At 67.4% G+C, this 22,696-nt stretch carries 22 protein-coding genes; 10 read left to right on the plus strand and 12 right to left on the minus strand.

Going from position 1 to position 22,696, the window contains the following annotated elements:
- The first annotated feature begins 6 nt into the window (after positions 1 to 6).
- A complete protein-coding gene (locus tag CBW66_RS00075) occupies positions 7 to 897 on the plus strand; it encodes a LysR family transcriptional regulator (RefSeq protein WP_086140431.1) in 891 nt (296 codons plus the stop codon).
- Here the strand turns inward: CBW66_RS00075 and CBW66_RS00080 are convergent.
- Positions 894 to 1,979: an ATP-binding protein gene (locus CBW66_RS00080; protein ID WP_086140430.1), complete on the minus strand. Its 1,086-nt coding sequence runs from the start codon at positions 1,977 to 1,979 to the stop codon at positions 894 to 896. The two genes, CBW66_RS00075 and CBW66_RS00080, sit on opposite strands and share 4 nt — an antisense overlap.
- Complete coding sequence (locus tag CBW66_RS00085) at positions 1,979 to 2,728, minus strand: response regulator (protein WP_086140429.1); 750 nt, start codon at positions 2,726 to 2,728, stop codon at positions 1,979 to 1,981. The genes CBW66_RS00080 and CBW66_RS00085 overlap by 1 nt, the downstream gene beginning before the upstream one ends.
- Positions 2,729 to 2,891: 163 nt before the next feature.
- Between CBW66_RS00085 and CBW66_RS00090 the strand changes: the two genes are divergently transcribed.
- Genes CBW66_RS00090 through CBW66_RS00100 form a run of 3 tightly spaced genes read left to right on the plus strand, consistent with a single transcriptional unit; the run spans position 2,892 to position 8,572 of the window.
- Positions 2,892 to 4,019 (plus strand): efflux RND transporter periplasmic adaptor subunit, encoded by a 1,128-nt coding sequence (locus tag CBW66_RS00090; RefSeq protein ID WP_205701206.1) that lies wholly within the window; start codon positions 2,892 to 2,894, stop codon positions 4,017 to 4,019.
- Between the two features lie 33 nt (positions 4,020 to 4,052).
- Positions 4,053 to 7,199: an efflux RND transporter permease subunit gene (locus CBW66_RS00095; protein ID WP_086140427.1), complete on the plus strand. Its 3,147-nt coding sequence runs from the start codon at positions 4,053 to 4,055 to the stop codon at positions 7,197 to 7,199.
- Positions 7,199 to 8,572: an efflux transporter outer membrane subunit gene (locus tag CBW66_RS00100; protein WP_086140426.1), complete on the plus strand. Its 1,374-nt coding sequence runs from the start codon at positions 7,199 to 7,201 to the stop codon at positions 8,570 to 8,572. The genes CBW66_RS00095 and CBW66_RS00100 overlap by 1 nt, the downstream gene beginning before the upstream one ends.
- A gap of 8 nt (positions 8,573 to 8,580) precedes the next feature.
- Here the strand turns inward: CBW66_RS00100 and CBW66_RS00105 are convergent, their stop codons facing one another.
- A complete protein-coding gene (locus tag CBW66_RS00105; protein WP_086140425.1) occupies positions 8,581 to 9,267 on the minus strand; it encodes a hypothetical protein in 687 nt (228 codons plus the stop codon).
- Between the two features lie 4 nt (positions 9,268 to 9,271).
- A complete protein-coding gene (locus CBW66_RS00110; protein ID WP_086140424.1) occupies positions 9,272 to 10,453 on the minus strand; it encodes an MFS transporter in 1,182 nt (393 codons plus the stop codon).
- A 134-nt stretch (positions 10,454 to 10,587) separates the two neighbouring features.
- Between CBW66_RS00110 and CBW66_RS00115 the strand changes: the two genes are divergently transcribed.
- Positions 10,588 to 11,346 (plus strand): IclR family transcriptional regulator, encoded by a 759-nt coding sequence (locus tag CBW66_RS00115; protein ID WP_086140423.1) that lies wholly within the window; start codon positions 10,588 to 10,590, stop codon positions 11,344 to 11,346.
- Here CBW66_RS00115 and CBW66_RS00120 read toward each other — a convergent pair.
- A complete protein-coding gene (locus CBW66_RS00120; protein ID WP_139841767.1) occupies positions 11,336 to 11,581 on the minus strand; it encodes a hypothetical protein in 246 nt (81 codons plus the stop codon). The two genes, CBW66_RS00115 and CBW66_RS00120, sit on opposite strands and share 11 nt — an antisense overlap.
- Positions 11,582 to 11,711: 130 nt before the next feature.
- Positions 11,712 to 13,190 (minus strand): phage tail sheath C-terminal domain-containing protein, encoded by a 1,479-nt coding sequence (locus CBW66_RS00125; RefSeq protein WP_086140421.1) that lies wholly within the window; start codon positions 13,188 to 13,190, stop codon positions 11,712 to 11,714.
- A gap of 185 nt (positions 13,191 to 13,375) precedes the next feature.
- On the opposite strand from CBW66_RS00125, the gene CBW66_RS00130 reads away from it, so the two are divergent.
- The 4 genes from CBW66_RS00130 (at position 13,376) to CBW66_RS00145 (ending at position 17,293) form a co-directional block, all read left to right on the plus strand.
- The gene (locus tag CBW66_RS00130) at positions 13,376 to 14,656 is read left to right on the plus strand and encodes an arsenic transporter (protein WP_086140420.1); all 1,281 of its coding nucleotides are present in this window, start codon (positions 13,376 to 13,378) and stop codon (positions 14,654 to 14,656) included.
- A 45-nt stretch (positions 14,657 to 14,701) separates the two neighbouring features.
- Positions 14,702 to 15,331 (plus strand): NAD-dependent dehydratase, encoded by a 630-nt coding sequence (locus CBW66_RS00135; protein ID WP_086140419.1) that lies wholly within the window; start codon positions 14,702 to 14,704, stop codon positions 15,329 to 15,331.
- 47 nt (positions 15,332 to 15,378) lie between these two features.
- Complete coding sequence (locus CBW66_RS00140; RefSeq protein WP_086140418.1) at positions 15,379 to 15,840, plus strand: GNAT family N-acetyltransferase; 462 nt, start codon at positions 15,379 to 15,381, stop codon at positions 15,838 to 15,840.
- 163 nt (positions 15,841 to 16,003) lie between these two features.
- Positions 16,004 to 17,293: a glycosyltransferase gene (locus CBW66_RS00145; RefSeq protein WP_086140444.1), complete on the plus strand. Its 1,290-nt coding sequence runs from the start codon at positions 16,004 to 16,006 to the stop codon at positions 17,291 to 17,293.
- Here the strand turns inward: CBW66_RS00145 and CBW66_RS00150 are convergent.
- From CBW66_RS00150 to CBW66_RS00175, 6 genes are all read right to left on the minus strand, one after another.
- Positions 17,290 to 18,237 carry a DUF2145 domain-containing protein gene (locus CBW66_RS00150; RefSeq protein ID WP_230492339.1) on the minus strand — a complete coding sequence of 316 codons (948 nt, stop codon included), beginning with the start codon at positions 18,235 to 18,237 and terminating at the stop codon, positions 17,290 to 17,292. The two genes, CBW66_RS00145 and CBW66_RS00150, sit on opposite strands and share 4 nt — an antisense overlap.
- Positions 18,234 to 18,665 carry a hypothetical protein gene (locus CBW66_RS00155; RefSeq protein WP_070224319.1) on the minus strand — a complete coding sequence of 144 codons (432 nt, stop codon included), beginning with the start codon at positions 18,663 to 18,665 and terminating at the stop codon, positions 18,234 to 18,236. The genes CBW66_RS00150 and CBW66_RS00155 overlap by 4 nt, the downstream gene beginning before the upstream one ends.
- Before the next feature lie 92 nt (positions 18,666 to 18,757).
- Positions 18,758 to 19,555, minus strand: coding sequence for an HDOD domain-containing protein (locus CBW66_RS00160; RefSeq protein ID WP_230492340.1), 798 nt, complete (start codon positions 19,553 to 19,555; stop codon positions 18,758 to 18,760).
- A 148-nt stretch (positions 19,556 to 19,703) separates the two neighbouring features.
- The gene (locus CBW66_RS00165; protein ID WP_086140416.1) at positions 19,704 to 20,810 is read right to left on the minus strand and encodes an acyl-CoA dehydrogenase; all 1,107 of its coding nucleotides are present in this window, start codon (positions 20,808 to 20,810) and stop codon (positions 19,704 to 19,706) included.
- 68 nt (positions 20,811 to 20,878) lie between these two features.
- Positions 20,879 to 21,493, minus strand: a complete 615-nt coding sequence (gstA, locus tag CBW66_RS00170) for a glutathione transferase GstA (RefSeq protein WP_086140415.1) — start codon at positions 21,491 to 21,493, stop codon at positions 20,879 to 20,881.
- Positions 21,494 to 21,678: 185 nt separating this feature from the next.
- Positions 21,679 to 22,398 carry an SDR family oxidoreductase gene (locus tag CBW66_RS00175; RefSeq protein WP_086140414.1) on the minus strand — a complete coding sequence of 240 codons (720 nt, stop codon included), beginning with the start codon at positions 22,396 to 22,398 and terminating at the stop codon, positions 21,679 to 21,681.
- Between the two features lie 53 nt (positions 22,399 to 22,451).
- Between CBW66_RS00175 and CBW66_RS00180 the strand changes: the two genes are divergently transcribed.
- Positions 22,452 to 22,658 carry a hypothetical protein gene (locus CBW66_RS00180; RefSeq protein WP_139841766.1) on the plus strand — a complete coding sequence of 69 codons (207 nt, stop codon included), beginning with the start codon at positions 22,452 to 22,454 and terminating at the stop codon, positions 22,656 to 22,658.
- Positions 22,659 to 22,696: the final 38 nt, after the last annotated feature.

Genomic DNA, 22,696 nt, shown 5'->3' on the forward strand with positions numbered 1-22,696 from the left:
TCGACAATGGCTGACCTCAACGAATTGGCGGCCTTTGCCGCCGTCGCCCGCCTGCGCAGCTTTCGCAAGGCGGCCCTCGAACGCGGCGTGTCCGCCTCCGCCCTCAGCCACGCATTGCGCGCGCTGGAAGAGCGCCTGGGCGTGCGCCTGCTGAACCGCACCACGCGCAGCGTCACGCCGACCGAGGCGGGGCGGCAGCTGCTGGCGCGGCTGGCGCCGGCCATGCGCGAAATCGACGATGCCTTGCTGGACCTGAGCACCTTGCAGGATGTGCCCGCAGGCAAGCTGCGCCTGAACGTGCCCCGTCCGGCCGCGCGGCTGCTGCTCGCGCCCATGCTGGCCGGGTTTGTCGCGCGCTATCCGCGCGTGCAGGTCGAAGTGGTCACCGACGACGGCATGATCGATATCGTGCGCGACGGTTTTGACGCGGGCGTCCGCTTCGGCGAACAGGTGGCGGCCGACATGATCGCAGTGCCCGTGGGGGCGCCGCAACCGTTCGTGGTGGTGGCGTCGCCCGCCTACCTGGCGGCGCATGGCGCACCGGGCATGCCGCGTGACTTGCTGGCGCACGCCTGCATCGGCCGGCGCTTTCCCAGCGGGCGCCAGTACGCGTGGGAATTCGGGCGGGAGGGGCAAGCCGTCAGCATCGCCGTCGGCGGCCCGCTGGTGTTCGACGATGATGAACTGATGCTGCGCGCGGCCCGCGATGGGGCGGGGCTGGCCTATGTGTACGAAGCCGACGCGCGCGCCGATATCGCGGCGGGGCGCCTGGCGTGCGTGCTGGAGCGCTGGCTGCCGCCGCCGTCCCGTTACTTTTTATACTACCCGGGCCGGCGGCAGCTGCCTGCCGTGCTGCGCGCCTTTGTCGACATGGTCCGCGCCGACGGTCTTGCCTAGGCGGCGGCCGGCGGCGCGCCGTGCTCGACCGGCCACTTGACGGTAAACACGCTGCCGCCCGCCTTGCCGCGCATGCAGGCGGCGCTGCCGCCGTGGGCGCGCGCGATGGCTTCGACCACGGCCAGACCCAGGCCGCTGCCCGCATGCGGGTCGCCGCCGTCGCTGTCGCCGCGGCGGAAGGCTTCGAACACGTGCGGCGCCAGTTCCTCTGCAATGCCGGGGCCCGCATCCTCGACGCTCAGGTAGTACTGGCCGGCCAGCACGCGGGTGCGCACGCGCAGCAGGCCCGGCTGCGCATAGCGGCGCGCGTTGTCGAGCAGGGCCAGCACGATTTGCCGGATGCGCGCCGCGTCGCAGCAGACGGGATGGTCGGACAGGTGCAATTGCAAGGTAAAGCCGGCCGCTTCCATTTCCTGCGCCAGCAGGCGGCCCACTTCCTCGATTTCCAGGGTCAGGTCCGTCCACGCCATGCGCAGCTGCATGTGGCCGCTGTCGGCCAGGCTCAGGGTGCGCAAGTCCTCGATCAGGCGGCCCAAATCCTCGACTTGCGCCAGCAGGCTGGAAAACGGCACTTCCTCGGGCTTGAAGACGCCATCGACGACGCCCTGCAAGGTGCCGCGCAGGATGGTCACGGGCGTGCGCAGTTCGTGCGCGATGGCCGCATTCCAGGTTTCGCTTTCCTTGGCGCCCCGCTGCAGGCGTTCGGCCATGCTGTTGAAGTCATCGACCAGCATGGCCGTCTCGCCCAGGCTGCGGTCGCCCGCGAAGGCGCGCGCGGACAGGTCGCCATGCGCCACGCGGCGCACGCTGTCCATCACGGAATTGATCGGTTTTAGAATGCGCGCGGCCAGCTTGAAGGCGAAAAAGGCGGCCAGCCCCAGGCCGAAGAGGGTGATGGCAAAGATCCACAGCCATTCGACGGTGCTGGGCGACCAGTCGTCGGGCTCGGACAGCATGTCGGGATCGATCTTGAAGGCGACGGCGAAGAAGATCCACGAGCCGATCCAGATGATCAGGATGCTGCACACCATCAGCACGGACATCGACAGCACGATCTGCCGGTTCAGGCCAGTGAAGCGCATCAGGCGTCGCTTTCCAGGCGGTAGCCCACGCCGCGCAGGCTGGCCGGCATGTTCATCACGCCCGCTTCCTCGAGCTTCTTGCGCAGCTTGCTGACGTGGCTGTCCACCGTGCGTTCCATCGAATTGCTTTCGGGCATGCACGACTCCAGCAATTCCAGGCGGCTGCAGACGCGGCGCGGCGTGCGCGCCAGGTGGGCCAGCAGGCGGAACTCCGTCAAGGTCAGGCTCAAGGGCACCGGCGCGCCGTCGCGCAGCACGCTGGCGACATAGGTTTCCTGGTCGATCTCGATGGGGCCGCAGCGCAGGCGCTGGCCGCCGACCGGATGGTGGCGCACGCGCGAGCGGCGCAGCACGGCGGCCACGCGGGCCACCACTTCGGCCGGATTGAAGGGCTTGATGATGTAGTCGTCGGCGCCCACGCGCAGGGCGGCCAGTTTGTCGGCATCCTGGTCGCGCGCCGTCAGCATGATGACGGGCGTCTCGCCGCGCCGCCGCACTTCGGCCAGCACGGCCCAGCCGTCGACGCGGGGCATCTGCACGTCGAGCAGCAGCAGGTCCGGCGCCAGCGCCAGGTGCTGCTGCAGCGCTTCCTGGCCATCGAGGGCGAAGGCCGTGCGGTAGCCGTCGCGCTCGAGGTAGCCGGCGAGGATGCGGGCGATTTGCGGTTCATCTTCGGCGATCAGGACGAGGGCGGCAGGGGGCGTGGTGGCAAGAAAGGAGGTCAGGCAGGCGCTGTGATGATAGTTCATGCAAATAGTCTAGCATTCTTCCATCTCTCCATCGAATCTCCACATTTCTTTGACGAAATGTCCACCATGGCCTTTTATGCTGCGCCTATCTGTCGACCGGACCGCCGGTTGGGATCTGCCATAGAGAAAAACCATGCATCCGAGCCACTTCACCAAGAAAAACATGTTGATCGCCGCGGCACTGCTCAGCCTTGCCGCCTGTTCCAAACCCGCGCCGGAAGAGGCGGCGGCACCGCCCGCCGCCGTGACAGTGCTCAAGCTGCAAGCGGCGCCCGTCGTGCTCAGCGACGAATTGCCGGGCCGGGTGGCGGCCTTCCGCACGGCCGACATCCGCCCGCAGGTGGGCGGCATCGTGCTGCGCCGCCAGTTCGAGCAGGGCGCCGACGTGACAGCGGGGCAGAAGCTGTTCCAGCTGAACCCGGCGCCATTCCAGGCGGAAGTCGATTCGGCGGCCGCCGCCCTGCAGCACGCGGTGGCCACGGCGAACCGCGCCAGCAGCCAGGCCGAGCGCCTGAAACCGCTGGTGGAAGCGGACGCCATCAGCCGCCAGGCGTATGACGATGCCGTGGCCCAGCGCGAGCAAGCCGTGGCCACGGTGGCGCAGGCGCGCGCGAGCCTGGCGCGCCGGCGCCTGGACCTGGCCTTTGCCAGCATCGAGGCGCCGATTGCCGGACGTATCGGTTCCGAACTGGTGACGGAAGGCGCGCTCGTGGGCGTGGCGGACGCGGCGCCGATGGCGCGCATCCAGCAGATCGACAAGGTGTATGTCGACGTGCGCCAGCCGGCCGCCGCGCTGGCCGCGCTGCAAGCTTCGGGTACGGGAGGCGCCGACAAGCTGCCCGTGACCATTTTAGGCGCCGATGGCCAGCCGCATCCCGTCACGGGGCGCATCCTGTTTTCCGGCATCAGCGTCGATGCGGGCACGGGCGACGCCGTCATCCGCGTGCTGGTCGACAATCCGCGGCGCCAACTGCTGCCGGGGATGTTCGTGCGTGCCCGCATCGCCCGCGCCGTGCAGGCCAACGGCGTGCTGCTGCCGCAGCAAGCGGTCTTGCACAGCAGCGGCGGCCAGGCGCAAGCCTGGGTGCTGGACGGCACGAATAAAGCCAGCTTGAAAACGATCGCCGTGGGCGACGTGGTCGAGCACCAGTATGTGGTCAACGGCGGCCTGAAGGCCGGCGACACCGTCGTCATCGAAGGCCAGGAACGCCTGCAGCCGGGCGCCACCGCCGCGCCGCAGCCCTGGAAGCCAGCCGTCGTGGCAGCCGCGGCTGCCGCCAAAGCGCGTTGATGCGCCATTTGAATACAATGAAAGTCTAACGACATGCCTCAATTTTTCATCAACCGCCCCGTCTTTGCGTGGGTGGTGGCGGTCTTCATCGTCCTGTTCGGACTGATCGCCATACCGCAATTGCCGATTGCGCGTTTTCCTTCCGTGGCGCCGCCCAGCGTCAGCATCAGCGCCAACTACCCTGGCGCCACGCCGCAGACCATGAACGATTCCGTGGTGGGACTGATCGAACGCGAACTGTCCGGCGTCAAGCACCTGCTGTATTTCGAGTCGTCCACCGATACCTCGGGCTCGGCCTCGATTACCGTCACCTTCCAGCCGGGCACCGATCCGGAAATGGCGCAGGTGGACGTGCAAAACCGCCTGAAAGCCATCGAACCGCGCCTGCCGCAAGCCGTGCGGCAAAACGGCTTGACGGTGGAGTCGGCGTCGTCCGGCTTTTTGATGATCGTCAGCCTGATTTCCGACAATGGACAGCATGACGAAGTGGCGCTGGGCGACTACCTGGCGCGCAACGTGACGGAAGAACTGCGCCGCATTCCCGGCGTGGGCAAGGTGCAGCTGTTCGGCTCCGAGCGGGCCATGCGCATCTGGGTCGATCCGGCCAAGCTGGTGTCGTACAACATCGCCATGGGCGAGCTGACGGCCGCCATCGCGCAGCAGAATGCGCAGATCGCGCCGGGCCGCCTCGGCGATTCGCCCGCCGTGCAAGGCCAGCGCGTGACGATTCCGCTGACGGTGCAGGGCCAGCTGCACACGCCGGCCGAATTTGCCGCCATCGTGCTGCGCGCGAATGCGGACGGCTCGAAAGTGACCATCGGCGACGTGGCGAAGGTGTCGCTGGGCGCGCAAAGCTTCAATTTCAGCATCCGCGAAAACGGGCAGGCCGCGTCGGGCGCCGCCATCATGCTGTCACCGGGCGCCAACGCCGTGCAGACGGCTGCCGCCGTGCGCGCGCGCATGGCCGAACTGGCGCATTCCATGCCGGCCGGGATCAAGTATTCGGTGCCGTTCGATACGGCGCCGTTCGTGAAGATCTCGATCGAGAAGGTCGTCGTCACCCTGCTCGAGGCGATGGTGCTGGTGTTCCTCGTCATGTATCTGTTCCTGCAAAAGATACGCTACACCCTGATTCCCGCCATCGTCGCGCCGATTGCCTTGATGGGCACGTTTACGGTGATGCTGCTGGCCGGCTATTCCGTCAACGTGCTGACCATGTTCGGCATGGTGCTGGCCATCGGCATCATCGTCGATGACGCCATCGTCGTGGTGGAAGCGGTCGAGCGCCTGATGGCCACGGAAGGCCTGTCGCCGAAGGAAGCGACGTCGAAAGCGATGCGTGAAATCACCGGGGCGGTCGTGGGCATCACCCTGGTGCTGACGGCCGTGTTCATCCCGATGGCGCTGGCCAGCGGTTCCGTGGGCGCCATCTACCGCCAGTTCACGCTGGCCATGGCCGTGTCGATTTTGTTCTCGGCGTTTTTGGCCTTGACCCTGACGCCGGCCCTGTGCGCCACCATGCTCAAACCCATCGGTCCGCACGACCACGATAAAAAAGGCTTTTTCCTGTGGTTCGACCGCCAGTTTGAGCGCATGACGGCCCGCTACGAAAAAGGCGTGGTGGCAATGCTCAAACGCGCGGGCCGCTCGATGGTGCTGTACGGCGCCATCGTCGCGGCGCTGGGCGTGGCCTTCATGCAGCTGCCGTCGGCCTTCCTGCCCGAGGAAGACCAGGGATACTTCATCACCTCGATCCAGCTGCCGTCCGACGCCACCATGGAGCGCACGCTCGATGTCGTCAAATTGTACGAGCAGCACGTGGCCACGCGGCCCGGCATCGAAGTGAACCAGTCCATCCTCGGCTTCAGCTTTTCCGGTGCGGGCCCGAACGCGGGCCTGGCGTTCACCATGCTGAAGGACTGGAAAGAGCGCCACGGCGCCACGGCGCAGGAAGAAGTGGCGCTGGCGCAGGAAGCCATGTCGCAGGCGAAGGAGGGCGTGATCATGAGCCTGATGCCGCCCGCCATCGATGAACTGGGCAACTCGTCCGGCTTTTCCCTGCGCCTGCAAGACCGCGCCAGCCAGGGCATCGCTGCCTTGCAGGCGGCGCAGAACCAGCTGCTGGGCCTGGCCGCGCAAAGCAGCAAGGTGGCGGGCGTGTATCCGGACGGCTTGCCGCCCGGCGCCAGCGTGCGCCTCGATATCGACCGCACCAAGGCCGAAGCGCTGGGCGTGCCGTTTACGGCGATTGCCGACATGCTGACGGCGGCCATGGGTTCGACCTATGTCAACGATTTCCCGAATGCCGGCCGCATGCAGCAGGTGATCATCCAGGCCGACGCGCCGTCGCGCATGCAGCTCAACGACGTGCTGGCCTTGCGCATCCGCAATAACGCGGGCGGCATGGTGGCCCTGGGCGAACTGGTGCGCCCCGTGTGGAGCGAGTCGCCGCTGCAACTGGTGCGCTACCTGGGCTACCCGTCGGCGCGCATTTCCGGCAGCGCGGCGCCCGGCGTGTCCAGCGGCGACGCCATGCTGGAAATGGAGCGGCTCGTGAAGCAACTGCCGCCGGGCTTCGCGCTGGCGTGGACGGGCCAGTCGCTGCAAGAGAAGGAATCGGCGTCGCAGGCGCCCATGCTGATGGCGCTGTCCATGCTGGTGGTCTTCCTCGTGCTGGCGGCCCTGTATGAAAGCTGGTCGATTCCCGTCTCCGTGATGCTGGTGGTGCCGCTGGGCTTGCTGGGCGCCGTGCTGGCCGTGATGGTGCGCGGCATGCCGAACGACGTCTTCTTCAAGGTGGGCATGATCACCATCATCGGCCTGTCGGCGAAGAACGCCATTCTGATCGTCGAATATGCGCGCCAGTTGCAGGCGCAAGGGCGTGGGCTGGTCGAGGCGACGGTGGAAGCGGCCCGTTTGCGCCTGCGTCCGATTTTGATGACCTCACTGGCGTTCGCGCTGGGCGTGGTGCCGCTGATGCTGGCCACGGGCGCCAGCGCCGAAACGCAGCACGCGATCGGCACGGGCGTGTTCGGCGGCATGATCACCGCCACCGTGCTGGCCGTGTTTTTCGTGCCCGTGTTCTTTGTCGTGGTGCTGGGCGCCGTCGACAAGATGGGCGCGTACTTCAACAAACGCAGTGATCGCATCGCCGTCAAGGCGGTGGAAGGAGAATCGTAATGCGTTTATTTTTTATCACGCCCCTGGCCGCGCTGGCCTTGTCGGCGTGTTCCCTGACGCCGCCGCTGGTCAAGCCGGCGGCACCGATACCGGCCAGCTATGCAGAGATTGCCGCGCCAGCCACGGCCGATACCGCGGCCGACCTGGGCTGGCGCCAGATGCTGCTCGATGCGCGCCTGCAGCGCCTGGTCGACATCGCGCTGGAAAACAACCGCGACCTGCGCGTGGCGTCGCTCAACGTGGAAGCCGTGCGGGCCCAGTACCAGATCCAGGATGCGGGCCGCTATCCTGCCATCGGCGCGAATGCGGGCGGCGTGCGCCAGCGCGGCGCCGATGGCGCGGTGCAAAACACCTTCACGGCCGGCATCGCCATGAGCGCGTTCGAGATCGACCTGTTCGGCCGCCTGCGCTCGCTGTCGGACGCCGCGTTTGCCCGCTACCTGGCCACCCAGCAGGGGCAGCGCGCCGCGCATATGGCCTTGATCGGCGCCGTGGCCGATGCCTACCTGGAGCAGCGGCTGGCCGAGGAACAGCTGGCGCTGGCCCGGCAAACCCTGCTGGACTGGCGCCAGGCGCTGGCGCTGACGCAGCGCCTGCACGGCGCGCAGCAGGGCAGCGGCCTGGACGTGGCGCAGGCGGAAGGGCAGGCCGCCACGGCGGAGGCGGACGTGCAGGCGCGCGAACGGGCCAGTCTACTTTCGCGCAACAACCTGGAATTGCTGCTCGGTGCGCCGCTGCCCGCCGATTTGCCGGCTGGCCGTGCGCTCGATGGCCAGCCCGTGCTGACCCAGCTGCCGCCCGGCGTGCCGTCGGACTTGCTGGCGCGCCGTCCCGACATCCTGCAGGCGGAATACGCGCTGGTGGCGGCGAATGCGGAAATCGGCGCCGCCCGCGCCGCCTTCTTCCCGCGCCTGTCCTTGACGGCGCAGCTGGGCTTTGCCAGCCCGGAACTGGGCGACCTGTTCCGCGGCAGCGCGCGCAGCTGGTCGTTCGCGCCGCAAGTGACGCAGCCGCTGTTCCAGGGCGGCCAGCTGCGCGCGGAACTGCAGCTGTCGCGCCTGCGCAAGGACGTGGCCGTGCTGCAATACGAACAGGCGATCCAGGCGGCGTTCCGCGAGGTGCGCGACGGCCTGGCCGGCAGCGCCACGTTTGCGCAGCAGATCGCCGCGCAGGAACGCGTCGTGGTGGCGGCGCGGCAACGCCAGCGGCTGTCGCAGCTGCGCTACGACGCGGGCCAGGACAGCCGCCTGGAATTGCTCGACGCGCAGCGCCAGTCGTATGCCGCCCAGCAAGCCCTGCTCGATGCGCGGCGCGACCAGTTCAAGTCGGCCGTGGCCCTGTACAAGGCGCTGGGGGGCGGCCTCGAGGAGTGAACCTCCGTCTACCAGGGCAGCGCCACGGGCACGCTGTCGCGGTGCTTCGCCTGGTAGTGGGAACGCAGGAATTGCGCCAGGAAGGTGAATTCGTTGTAGCAATGCATGAGCAGGGCGCGGGCGAATGCATCGGGGAAGAGGGCGGCGATCTCTTGCGGGCTGTGGCCGGCGTCCGGCAAGTCCTGGCCCATGTAGAAATGGCTGCGCAAGGCCATGCCCCAGGGCGTGTCGCGGCCCATGTGCAGCAGGCGCCCGCCGATGACGGCGCCGTCCGCCGTGCGGGGCGGCGCATAGCTCATGCCGACCCTGGCGCACACGGCGGCCGAAATGCGGCCTTCGGCCCGCGCCGCCGTGTATTGCTGTCCGTCAAAGAACTCACGCGGATCGCGGAACTGGATCGCCAGCTGTTCGGCCGGCATGCCGCTGAAAAATTCTTCCGCCAGGTGTATCGAGCCGACGTGCGTCTCGGCGCTGCCTTCGATCCAGCCGCTGGCCAGGTGGTCGACCGGGTGCCACATCAGGTAGCGTTCCGTGTCGGGCCGCGAGCGGAACCACCATTCAAACATCTCGCCAGTGCAATTTGGCAAGTCGGTGCGGCACGCCACGTGCAGCACGCCGCTGGGCAGCCGTTCGAAGCCCGTTTCCAGCGCCAGGGGAGCGGGCTGCAGCAGGGCGTGGACGTCGTTGAGATCCATGGTCTTACCTTTCAGTGTGGGTGGGGGAAACAGTCGCGGCGCCGACGGTACGACGGCGCAGCAGCGGGGCGGCGGCCACGGCCGCGCCCAACAGGGCCAGTGCGGCCGTGGCGGCAAACATCGTGGCGTGGCTGCCGGGCAGATAGGTCATGAAGGAAGAGAGAAATTGCCCGCCGAAGATGGCCATCGACAGATAGGCGAGGTTGCGGTTGCGGCTGGGCAGGTGGCTGCGCTCGACCGTCATGTGCGTGCAGAGGGGCACCGACAGGCCGAAGCCCATTCCCAGCGCCACGGCGCCGGCCAGCAGCATGGGCAGCGCGGCGGCGCCCGCAAACAGCAGGTGTGCCAGTGCATAACAGGCGAAGGCGGCACCCAAGGTCCCGTGTTCATGCAGGCGCCGGATCACCTTGGGCATCAGCCAGGCGGCCGCCACGGCCACCAGCGACACGAAGGAGAGCAAATACCCGGCCTGGTCCTCGCTCCAGCCCAGCTGTTGCAAACGCAGGGGCAAGATGATGATGGCGGCGAAAAATACCGTCATGGAGAGCGCCGCCAGCGCCTGGACGAGGAGCAGGGCGCGCGACGGGCTGGGCGCTGGCGGTGCGCCTTCCATGCCGGCATCCCCGGCCGGCTCGGCTGCCGGCACGCAGCGCCAGGCGAAGGCCAGCAGCAGCCAGGCGAACAGATACAGCAGGAAGGGATAGCGCCAGCCCGCCGTGGCCAGCAGCCCGCCCAGGGCGAGGAAGAGCACGCCGCCCAGTTCGATCGTCATGCCTTGCCTGGCGATCATGCGCAGCCGCGCCTGGCCGCTGAACAGGGCCGAGATCAGCCCCGTGCCCGACGCCATCACGAGCGCCGTCGGCGCGCCCAGCAGGAAACGGTTGGCGAACACGGCCAGGTGGCCATGCAGGAACATGCCCGACGCCCCCAGTAAACCGTACAGGAACAGCCCCGCCAGCAGGCTGCGATGCAGTCCCAGGCGCTGCATGAGCATGGCGGCGAAGGGGCCGGACAGCACCACGCCCAGCGAGGGCAGCGTGACGAGCCAGCTGGCGGCGTCGGCCACCCCGAGGCGCGCGGCGATGGACGGCAATCCCGGGACCAGCACGCATCCGACCATGATGGTCAGGCTGGCAACGGAAAGGAGCGTGCACGTTCCTGTCTTCGATATATTGCGGCTGGACATGCGCCTCCCTTGGTGCTTGAGTTGAAAACCGTTAATCGGAACACTGTTCCGAATGATGGAACAATTATAGGGCCATGTACAATGCCGGTCAATGCCGTCACGGCAGCTATCGTCATGCACAATTGGGTAAAGAGATGAGTGAAGAAAACGAAGGCAATAGCGGCAAGCAAGTCATTGCGCGCGCGGCGGCGGTGCTGCGCGCGCTGGAAAACCAGACGGGCGGCCTGAGCCTGGCGCAGATCGCCAAGGGCGCGGACTTGCCGCGCACCACGGTGCACCGCATCGTCGCCGCGCTGGAAGCCCAGCAACTGGTCAGTTCCGGCGCTGGCGGGGTGAAGCTGGGGCCGGCCATCGCGCGCCTGGCGGCGTCGGCGCATACGGACGTGGTGGCGGTCCTGCGGCCGTATGCGGAAGCGTTGGGCCGGCGCACGCGCGAAACGGTGGATGTGTGCGTGTACCGCGGCCTGCATGCGGTGTCGGTGGACCAGTACTGTTCCGACCATGAACTGCGCGTCGTGTCGGCCGTGGGAACGGCCTACCCGATCCACTGCACCGCGCATGGCAAGGCGTTGCTGGCGCAGATGCCGGAAGACGCGCTGGCCCGGCTGTTCGGCGAACGCCTGGAAGCGCGCACGGACCAGACCATCACGGCGCTTGCGCAACTGCTGCCGCACCTGGAACAGGTACGCGCGCAGGGCTACGCCGTCGATATGGAAGAGCACGCGCCGGGCGTGTGCGGCATCGGCGTGGCCCTGGCCACGGGGACGAGCGAGCGCTACGCGCTGTCGCTGGGCGTGCCAGCCCTGCGTTTCCACGCCCAGCGGGAACTGCTGCTGTCGGCGCTATTGCAGTGCAAGGCGGAAGTCGAAGCCGTGCTCGGTATCAAGCCGTAAAAGTGTGGCTCGGTCGGTTGCGCGCCAGGCTCCAGCCCGCCGTATGCTGGGCGCCGGGCTGGCCGTGCGCCTGCTGCATGCTGTAGCTCCAGAGGATTTCCGTAAAATTCAGCTTGAAATGCTCGGTCGGCATGTCGTTGGCATGGGTTTGCAGCTCGATTTCGCTGCGCAGGGCGTCGCGCAGCCAGCACGATGAGGTCGTCGTCACGGGCGCGGTATTTGTGCTGATGGCCAACAACAAGCTGCTGTCGCCCGACCGCGCTACGCCGGCTTCGTTCGCCATTGGCAACGGGATATTGGGACTGACAGAGATCGCCATCGCGCTCAAGTAAGCGGGCTAAGCCCGGCAGGCTGCGCCCGCTGCCTCACGACTTCTGCATTTGCTGCTGGAAGGTGAGTTCGATGAACTCGGCCGGGCGGCTGATGGCGACCAGGACGGTGACCCGCAAGATGCCTTCCAGGATGTCGTCGGGCGTCATGGTTTCACCCAGGCCGACGTGTACGCTGAAGGCATCGTCCGGTGTGGCGCCGGCCAGGCCGCCGCGCTTCCAGATGCCGGTCAGGAAATCAAGGGCCATGCTCTTGATCGTGAGCCAGGTGCCGGCCACGTTTGGCTCGAACGCATACGCCTGGATAGCCAGGCGCAGCGACTCCTCGAGCATGATCATGGTGCGGCGGACGTTGATGTAGCGCCAGTCGAGGCTGTTGCCGTCGAGGGTGCGCGCGCCCCACACCAAGCTGGCTTCGCCGTCGAAGCTGCGGATGGCGTTGACCGATTTGCCGCTGCTGCACACGTTGAGGTCTTCCTGGTCTTCGTGCGTGATGGCGACGGCCGGCGCGCTGACGGCAGCCAGGCTGACATTGGCCGGTGCCTTCCACACGCCGCGCGTGTTGTCGGTCATGGTGTACACGCCGGCCAGCGCGGCGCCTGGCGGCAGCAGATTGAGTTGGCCGTGCATGTCCCGCAGTAGTTGCCGGTACAAAGGGCTTATGGCGCGCAGTGAGCTATCGATGGCGGCGATGCGGCTGGCCTGGCCGGTTTCTGAAGCCTGCGCGATGGCCATCTGCTGGAACAGGGCCGACACTTGCCGCTGCCCGCCGGCGTCCAGCGCCTGCAATAGCAGGTCTTGCAGCGCGCCCCACTGGCTGCGGCGGATGTGGGTGAAATCGAGTGCCTCCGGCGCAACGACCGTGGCCTGTATCCACGGATAGTAGGCTGCCCCAAAGCCCAGCGAGTCGCTGCCGATGCCGTCGCGGAAAGCGGTTACGGGCCCCTCCGTCAACGGCACTGCGCCATGGTGGATGTCGAGGATGGCGAAGCGGTTCCGCATCTGTTGGCCGCAATGCATGAGCATGTGCCGTTGCAGCGCATGGCAGTCGTCCAACGCCAGCAGCATGGCGTCGGGCACGGCCAGCAGCGTCGCGCCCGGCTCCTGCAGCAGCGCATCGATGCCGGCGCGCAGTGCGCCGATGTCCGGCGTGTCGTGATAATCGCCGACGGAAACGATATGGCAGGCGTCGCCGCCATTCTGGAAGAAGAGCTGCATGCTGCGATACAGCAGGAACCGGCCGGCGGCCTGGCGCAGCGTGCATGACACGTTTGCCGCGCCAGCCGCGCTGCCCGCCTCCAGCATGAATTCGGCTACGGGCGCCCCGCCGAAAACGGCTGTAAATTCCGCCATCGAAGTGATGCGCCACGGCTGGTTGCGCAAGGAGCGGCCGTCGTGGCTGGCACTGGCGGTGTAGCCGACAAAGGCCGGCACGGCCATCGCCACTTCGACGACGGAATGGGGCGCCGCGTTTTGTTCCACGATATACGCGCCGGGAGTGTTGTATTGCGCCATGTGCATGCTTTCCTGGTTGGTCAGAGGGAGCGGGGCTGCATCGGGCCACGCCTCGGGCCACGCAACTGACAAGTATAGCCAGTGATAGCACGCGCATGGGCATTTCTCGCTTTACATTTGTTTGATAATTCCAGTAGTATTGAAATATTGAATATTATTCGCGTTTTTTCCCGGACGACTGCCCCATGCTCACCGCTTTCCTGATCTTTCTCGCCACCTTAACCCTCGTCATCTGGCAGCCGCGCGGCCTGGGCATCGGCTGGAGCGCCGTCATCGGCGCCGGCGTCGCCTTGCTGGCCGGCGTGATCCACTGGGGCGACATCCCCGTCGTCTGGCATATCGTGTGGAACGCCACCGGCACGTTCATTGCCGTGATCATCATCAGCCTGCTGCTGGACGCGGCCGGCTTCTTCGAATGGGCCGCCTTGCACGTGGCGCGCTGGGGCGGCGGCAGCGGGCGCAAGTTGTTTACCTTGCTGGTACTGCTCGGTGCCGTGGTGTCCGCCGTGTTCGCCAACGACGGCGCCGCGCTGATCCTGACCCCCATCGTCATCGCCATGCTGCGCGCGCTGAAGTTTTCCGCCAAAGCCACCCTGGCCTATGTGATGGCGGCCGGTTTCATCGCCGACACGGCCAGCCTGCCGCTGGTGGTGTCGAACTTGGTCAATATCGTCTCGGCCGACTATTTCAAGATCGGCTTTGCCGAGTATGCGTCCGTGATGGTGCCCGTCAACGTCGTCGCCGTGGCCGCGACCCTGGCGGCCTTGCTGATCTTTTTCCGCCAGGATATCCCGCGCGACTATGACGTGGCGCAGCTGAAGCGCCCGGGCGCGGCCATCCGCGACTTGCCCACCTTCCGCGCCGGCTGGCTGGTGCTGGCCCTGCTGCTGGTGGGCTTTTTCTCGCAAGAAAGTCTGGGCGTGCCCATCAGCCTGATCGCCGCCATGGGCGCCGCGCTGCTGCTGGGCGTGGCGGGCAAGGGGCACGTGATTTCCACGCGCCACGTGCTGCGTCATGCGCCGTGGCAGATCGTCGTCTTTTCTCTGGGTATGTATCTGGTCGTGTATGGCTTGCGCAATGCGGGCCTGACGGCTTACCTGACGGGCATGCTGAACCACTTCGCGCAGTATGGCGTGTGGGGCGCGGCCATGGGCACGGGCGTGCTGACGGCCTTGCTGTCATCCGTGATGAACAACCTGCCGACGGTGCTGGTGGGGGCGCTGGCCATCGACCCGACGACGGCGCAGGGCGCCGTGCGCGAAGCGATGATTTACGCCAACGTCATCGGCAGCGACCTGGGACCGAAGATCACGCCTATCGGCAGCCTGGCCACCTTGCTGTGGTTGCACGTGCTCGACAGCAAGAATATTCACATTTCCTGGGGCTATTATTTCCGCGTCGGCATCGTGCTGACCGTGCCCGTGCTGCTGGTGACCTTGGCGGCGCTGGCGCTGCGCCTGTCCTGAGTTCCGTGTATGGTAGTGGCTGACAGCAACTTGAACGGGAAAGCCATGAAATTACTGCTCGTCGGCGCCACCGGCCTCGTCGGCCGCGAAGTGCTGCGCCTGGCGCTGATGGACGCGCGCGTCAGCCAGGTCGTCGCGCCCGTGCGCAAGCCCTTGCCGGCGCATCCCAAACTCGATGCCCCCCTGGTCGATTTCGACCGCCTGCCGCCCGACGCACCGTGGTGGCGGATGGATGCCGTGATCTGCACCCTGGGCACGACCATGAAGCTGGCGGGCACGCAGCAGTTGTTCCGGCGGGTCGACCATGACTATCCGCTGGCCGTGGCGCGCCTGGCGCTGGCGGCCGGCACGCGCGCGTATGCGCTCAATTCCGCCGCCGGCGCGAATGCCGGCTCGCGCCTCTTCTACAACCGCGTCAAGGGCGAGCTGGAACGCGACCTGGAAGCGCTGGGTTTTATATCGCTCACCTATGTGCGGCCCGGCCTGATCGGGGGCGAACGCGAGGAGGCGCGCGCGGGCGAGGGCGCCGCCTTGTGCCTGCTGCGCGTGCTGGGTCCCGTGCTGCCGCGCCGCTGGCGCATCAATCCCGCGCCGCGCATCGCCGGCGTCTTGCTGGAAGCGGCGCTGGCCGCCGCGCCGGGCGTGCACGTCGTCGGCTCGGAGCAGCTGGCCTGAACGCACACCCCGTATAATCGGCGTTCATGTTCTTTTGAGTACAGAAAATGCAAACAGTACGTCCTTACCGCGCCGGCGACCGCGACGCCTGCCTGGCGCTCTTTGACGGCAATACGCCGCGCTTTTTCGACCCGTCCGAGCGCGCGGCCTTCGTCGCCTGGCTGGAAGAATCAACACAGCCGTATCTGGTCATCGAACGTGCGGTCGAGGGAACAACGCGCATCGTCGCCTGCGGCGGCCATGCCATCGAGGCGGGCGGCACCGTCGCCAGCCTGTGCTGGGGCATGGTGGCGCAGGACGTGCACGGCCAGGGACTGGGGCGCGCGCTGACGCAGGCGCGCCTGGACGCCATCCGCGCCGTGCCGCAAGTGGCCAGGGTGAGCATGAACACCAGCCAGCACACGCAGGGCTTTTATGCGCGCTTCGGCTTCGTGCCGGTCAAGGTGACGCCGGATGGTTTCGGACCCGGCATCGACCAGTGGGATATGCTGCTGGAATTGCCGGCGTAGCGATCGCAGGCTGGCATGGCGTCAAGCTTCGCTCAGATACTGATTGAAATGCCAAGCTTCATCGCCTGCCATCGTTGGATGTTTTAATTAGGAAAGATTTCCATGCACCCTACGCTCTTGTCCGATTTTGCACCGCACAGCTTCGCCAGGCACGGAGGGCGGCATGGCGGATGACAGCCACCCGCCGGCGCCGCTCGTCATCGTCGCCAGCAACGGCACCGGCGGCGACATGCAGCCGTTTATCGCGCTGGCGCAGGGCTTGCGGCAACGGGGCCGGCGCGTGCTGCTGCTGGTGCCGGGCTGGCAGGAAGCGGCGGCGCAGGCGTCAAGGCTGCCGTATCGCACCTTCGGCACGCAGGAAGAGGGGCAGGCCATGCTGGGCGACCCGGACCTGTGGGATGAGCGCAAGGGCTGGGGCGTCGTGTGGCGCGGCCTCGTGCCGTACCTGGGCGCCATGCGCGACGTCGTGCAAGGCTTGCCGGACGGTGAAGCGTGCGTGGTGCTGTGCCATCCCTTCCTCGTGCCGATGGCCGCCCTGGCACGCTCGGCACGCCCGGACCTGCGCATCGTCGCGGCCTACCTGGCGCCATCGAACCTGTGCAGCAGCCATGATTTCCTGGCGGCCGGCTCGCTGCGCATTCCCGCCTGGGTGCCGCTGGCCTGGCGCCAGGCCCTGTGGCGGCTGATCCACCGCGGCATGGTCGACCCGGCACTGCTGCCCGGCCTGAACGGCGCGCGCGCGCGGCACGGCCTGCCGCCGGAAGCGCATTTTTTTGCGCACATGCTGGCCGCGCCGGATGCCTCGCTGGGGCTGTTTCCCGCCTGGTTCGCCGCCCCGCAGGCGGACTGGCCGCCGCATTTCGCGCAAGCCGGCTTCGCCGGCGCCGCCCCGCAGGGCGCCGCGGCGCTGCCGCCGGAGCTGGAACGCTTTCTGGGCGAGGGCGGGCCGCCCATCGTGTTTACGCCCGGGACCGGTCACCGGCACGCGCAGCGCTATTTCAGCATCGCGCTGGACGTGTTGCGGCGGCTGGGGCGGCGCGGCCTGTTCCTCACGTCCCATGCGGCGCAAGTGCCGCAACATTTGCCGCCCGGCGTGATGTGGCAGGCGCACGCGCCGTTCGCGGCGCTGCTGCCGCGCGTGGCGGCCATCGTGCACCACGGCGGCATCGGCACCTGCGCGGACGCTTTCCGCGCGGGGATCCCGCAACTGATCGTGCCGTTCGCCTACGACCAGTTCGACAATGGCTGGAGGATCAAGCGGCTCGGCGTGGGGGATGTCTTGCTGGCCAGGCGGCTGTCGGCCGGGCGCATGCGGCGGCAGCTGGCGCGTTTGCTGGCCGCGCCCGAGGTCCAACTGGCGTGCGGCGAGGTGGCCCGCCGGATGGGGCAGGAGCCGCAGCCAGCGCACTTGCTCGATCAGGTCGAGGCGGCGCTGGCCGCCCGGACTGTTTAGGGCGTGTTGGGCGGGGTATCGTCGAGGGCGATGACCCGGTCGTCCGGGCCGGGCACGCAGCCGTCGGCGACCGGTTCCCAGCCCCGGTGCACCACCACCTGCCTGCCGTCGTGGCAGATTTCCACGCGTTCGCTGGCGGGCAGGCGCTGGCGCGCGAACGCTTCCAGGCTGGCCGGCAGGCTCACCGCCAGCCGCATCGTGCCGATGGCTTCTGACGGATGGTCGTCCATGTGCACGAGCGGCACGAAGATGGAGCCCAGCATCAGCCAGCGGGCGCCCACGTCGACGGGGGCGGGGTTGTAAGGCGCGGCGCGCAGCCAGTCCTGGGCGCGCGCGCGCAAGTCGCTGCCCGCGGCCAGTTCGCCCCAGGCGGCGGCCAGCATTTCCACCACCCACTGATTGCAGTTCTGGTATTTCAAATGGAAGGCGTACGCGTTGGCGCTGTAGCGGCCCGCCAGCAATTGCTGCACGCGCACGGGATCGAGCAGGGCGCGGCGCAGGGGCGGCACGGTTTCGGCCGGCAATTTCACCAGCGAGATGTAGCCGAGCGCAGGATTGGCCGTGCCCATGGCGAAGCCGGCCGTGCCCTGGTCGAAGATGCGCGGGCGGCCTTCGTCGCAGGCGTAGTACAGCTGGCGCGCCGACCAGCCGCTGTCGTTGTCGTGGCGCCAGGCCAGCGCCGCATGCGAATAGCGGATGCCGAAGCGGGCCAGGTCCAGGCCGGAGCGGCTGATCAGGGCCACGCTGCCTTCGCTGGCGGCCAGTTCCTCGCGCACGACGGCGGCAAAGCGCAGCAAGCGGTCCTGTTCCGTGGCAGTGAGTTCCTGGGCGCGGTCGCAAAAGCGCGAGGAGGCGAGCGAAGTGCCCGCCTGGGCGGCGCCAGCGCTGACGATGGCGCACACGCCCAGCAGCAATGCCGGGCGGTGCAGGAGAAAACGAATCAAAGGCTGACGGGACGCGTGGCCAGTTCGCCGTACCAGTCGTCGGCCAGCACGAGGAAGAAGGCGGCGCGCGTGTCATTGCGCGAGAATTCGATGCCGTAGGCGCGGTTTTGCGCGTGAACCATGTCGCCTTGCGCCAGCTGCTGCTTGTCGAGCGCCGCCTGCGGCAAGTCCAGCACCAGCGGCGTGGCCGTGGCCTCGGCCTGCATGGTCAAGCGCGTCATGCCGTCGCGGCCCGGCACGGCGGCCACGTCGATGATGCGGTAGGGGCCATTGGCCACCTTGTTGTCGCGCGATGAACTGTTGCTCGAACCGTTGAGCGAATCGGAAATGCTGCCGCTCGACTGGGAGCCGGCGCTGGAGGCCGAGGAAACGAAGCTGTCGGCGTTGGCGTTGCACGCCATGGTCAGAGCTGCGGCCAGGCCGAGCATGCGTAGGGAGGTAGTCAAGGCAGTTTTCCAGTGCACATCAATGAAAGCGGGCCGGGTACATCCGGGCCTGCGCCATCATAGCAGATCGGCCGTCAGCTAAGCAGGACCTTGATCAGGGCCTTGGCTTCGGCCGACGGCTGCGTGCGCAGCGCTTGCAGCACGGGATCGTCGTCCAGGTAGGCCCGCAGCGGTGCGCTGATGGTGACGTAGGCCTGCGGCAGCGGCGAAGGCACGGGCGCCAGCGCCTTGGCCAGCAGCAGGGTGTCGCGCAAGCCTTCGGGCGGCAACATGATGGTCGAGCCGGGCAAGGCGTTGACGGCATCGGCCACCGACAGCGGCACGCCCAGCTGGCGCATCAGCGCGCGGCCGATCACTTCCAGCGTGGAGGCCATCTGCGTTTCCAGCTCGGCGTACAGACCTGGGGTCTTGTCGGCCTGGGCCAGCAAATAAAAGCCGGCTACTTCATGCACGATGCCGGCGAACAGCGCCGTATCGGCATCCGCATGCGTGACGGCGCCTGCCAGCGCATGCGCCAGCGCCGCCACATGCACGGTGTGCGCCCACAGCTGGGTGGCGCGGGCGCGCAAGGCTTCGTCGCGGATGCCCGCGTTCAGCTGGCGGATGACGGCCGCCGTCGCCAGCGCATACAGGTTGCGGTGGCCCAGCCGCTCGACGGCGGCGCGCACGCTGGTGATGGCGGGCGTGTGGCCGGACGCGAACATGGCCGAATTGGCCAGCGCCACGGCGCGCGCCGACAAGGTGGGTTCGCACAACAGCAGCCGGCTGATGTCGGCCGAGTGGCAATCCGGGTTGGCCAGTTCCTTTTGCAGGAGCAGGGCCGTATTGATGCTGGTGGGAAAGGCCAGGGTTTCCGTTTCGGCGCTGGCCAAAAGTTGCGCAAGGCTGCTGAGCGTGTTGACGTGCATGGATAGGGGAGCGAGAAGTAGCAATGCCCCCATATTATCAGGCAATCCGGCTAGCATGGCGTTCGCATGCCGAACCGGCCATGCCCGGCATAGAGGGCTGCGTTCCAGCGTCTTACGGCAGCAGCAAGGAGTGCTGGCTGGCCGTATGGAAATCGCGCCAGACGCGGTTGATGGCGCTGTCTTCGCGGGCCGCGTACAGGCCGCAGTACGGATACAGGCCATCGACGGCTGCGCGGCACGCGGCGACCAGGTCCAGCGCACGCTCTTGCACGGCTTGCATGGCGTCCGCGTCGAGCGTTGCGCCCGCCGCCACCTGCGCCCAGCTGGCGTCCAGCACGGCATAAAAGCGGCTGCGCGCGGCGGCGTATGCGTCTTGCCTGCCTTGCAGCATGGCGGCCGCTGCCGGCACGTCCAGCAGCGGCAAGCCGGCGCGCGCATGGCGGCGGTGGCGCATGCATTCTTCGGCCAATTCCATGAAATGCGCGGCCATGCCGGCCATGTTGGCGGCCAGGGTCACGTAGGCGAGCGAATAAAACGGGTAGCGGTACAGGGGGCCGTCGGCCGTCGCGGTAGCGGGACTGATCGTAAAACCGTGTTCCTTGGCAAGCCACTGGCCGTCGATGCGGTAGCTGTGCGAGGCGCTGGCGCGCATGCCGATGCTGTTCCACGAGGGCACCAGCCGCACCAGCGCGGCGGGTACGAGGAAGGCGCGGATGCGCGGCTGGCCGTCCCCATCGAGCAGGGGCTGGCCATCGCGCTGCAGGCGGGCGTTCAGGGTGAAGTGCGTGGCCATGGGCGCGCCGCTGGCGTAGTCCCAGCTGCCCGTGATGCGGTAGCCGTCGCCTTCTTCCTCCGCGTATCCGGTGGCCGCGCCGCTGCCGCCCAGGCAGACGCGGGGCGTGCCGATGATGGTGCGCGCCATGTCGGGCGCCAGGAAACCGGCGAACCAGCCGGCGCCTGCGCACAGGGTCAGCACCCAGCCCATGCTGCCGTCGACGGCGGCCACGGCTTCTTCCAGGCGCACCACTTGCGGCAGGGGCAGCTCGGCGCCGCCCGCGCTGCGCGGCGCCAGCATCGTCAGCCAGCCGCGCCGGTGTAGCAAGGCTTGCTGGGCCGGATGCAGCAAGCGGGCGGCGTCGGCCGCCTGGGCGTGACGGGCGATGCGGCGCGCGTCGCGCTCGGAAAGGGGGGCAACGGTAGCGAGGGCGGCGTGCGGCATGAGTAAAGTCCGGCAATGGCGAAGGCGGGCATTTTCGCACAGAGCCGGGCGTGCCGCGACACGGCCGTTCAAGCGGCCTTGGTCAATCCTTCCGCTTCCCAGGCAGCCTTGACGCTGTCGCGCTGGGCCACCCGGCCCAGGAAGGCTTGCAGATTTGCCAGCGCGGACAAGTCCACGCCCACGTTCGGCGCCCAGCCCGTGACGACGAACAGGTAGGCGTCGGCTACCGTGAACGTGTCGCCGGTCAGATAGGACCGGCCTTCCAGGCGGCTGTCCACCCACTTGAATTTCTTGCCCAGTTGCTCGATGAACAAGGCCTTGGTGGCGGCCTCGAAGCGGGGATCGAACAGGGGACTGAATGACTTGTGCAGCTCGGACGTGATGTAGTTCTGCCATTCCAGCACCTTGTAGCGGGCAAAGCTGCCCACGGGCGGCAGCAGGTCCTGCCTGCCGGCCTGTTCGGCGATGTACTGGGCGATGACGGGGCCTTCGCTCAAGGTCGTCCCGTCGTCGAGCGCCAGCAGGGGCACCTGGCCTTTCGGATTGAGTTCATAGTAATTGCCGCCTTCCTGCGTGCGGTGCTGGCCCAGGTCGACCTTGGCCAGGGTGAATGGCGTGCCCGTTTCGCGCAGGATGATGTGCGGTGCCTGTGAGCAGGCGCCCGGCGAGTAGAAGAGTTTCATGGCGATCCTATCCTCGAACAGCTTGGGAAGATACCACTATAGTCCTGCGCGAGCCGCCGGTAAATGCGTGTTCGTGCGGTGACTGGTCACACCCGGTGAACGATTGCGCTGCCTCAAAGCCCGGGCTAGCCCAAGGGGGCAAGCAGCAAGAAAAACGCGCACGCCATGCTGCTGGTGCGGATTGCTCATGCGCGCCCGCCGAGGCTGCCTCCGCCATCCACCGCCAGCACTTGGCCTGTCACGTAACTGGCCTGCTCCGATAGCAGGAAGCCGGCGGCGGCGGCGACTTCATCCGGCTGTCCCAGCCGCCGCATCGGTATCGTGGCAAGCACCTGGCGTTCCATTTCGCTGCCGACGGGGCGCGTCTTGCGGAACAGTGCCGTTTCCACGGGGCCCGGGGCGATCGCATTGACCGTCACGCCGTGCTGGGCCAACTCCAGCGCCCAGGTTCTCGTGCAGCCGACCAGGGCGCTTTTGGCGGCGGAATAGGCGGTGCGGTCCACGCTGCCGTAGACTGCGCGGCTGCAGATATTCACGATGCGGCCATAGCGGCGCTGCTTCATCGCATCCACGAACTGCTGTGTCACCTGGATGGCGGCGCGCACGTTCAGGTCGAACACGCTCTGCAAGGTGGCAAAGTCGATTTGGCCCAGCGGCTGGGGCGAGGCAATGCCCGCATTGTTGACGATGCCATCGATATCAAACTCTTTTCCCAGCGCCTTGAGCACTTCCGCCGTCTGCGCCAGATCGACCAGATCGCAGGCAATCAGCGTACCCGGAAAGTCGACGCCCGCAACATGCCGCGCGATGCCGATCACCCGATGTCCCTGCTGATGCAGCAGGGTGCAGATGGCATGACCGATGCCGCGTGTCGCGCCGGTGACGAGGAAGGTGCGAGGTTGCATGGGAGAGGAGGTCCTTTGGCCTGAAAATGCACACCTGCGAAGGCTACACTTTTTTGCAAATTCACGTCGCCGCAGCGGCAGACCATTCGCGCAGCGATTGCCCGAACGCTTCGGCGGCCGCCGTGGCCCGGCTGGCGCCGGCACAGGGCTTTGGCGCCGTGATGCTGTACGGCGGCGTGGCCGCCAGCCTGTTCGCCGTGGCCGGCTGGCTGGTGTTTGGCGCAGGGCGGGAGGGTGCGCCAAGGGCGGGGAGGCTATAATCGGGGCGCGTTGACAAGTGTTGCTCAACGTCATTACG

The sequence above is a fragment of the Janthinobacterium sp. GW456P genome (assembly GCF_002127655.1).
Lineage (GTDB): Bacteria > Pseudomonadota > Gammaproteobacteria > Burkholderiales > Burkholderiaceae_D > Janthinobacterium.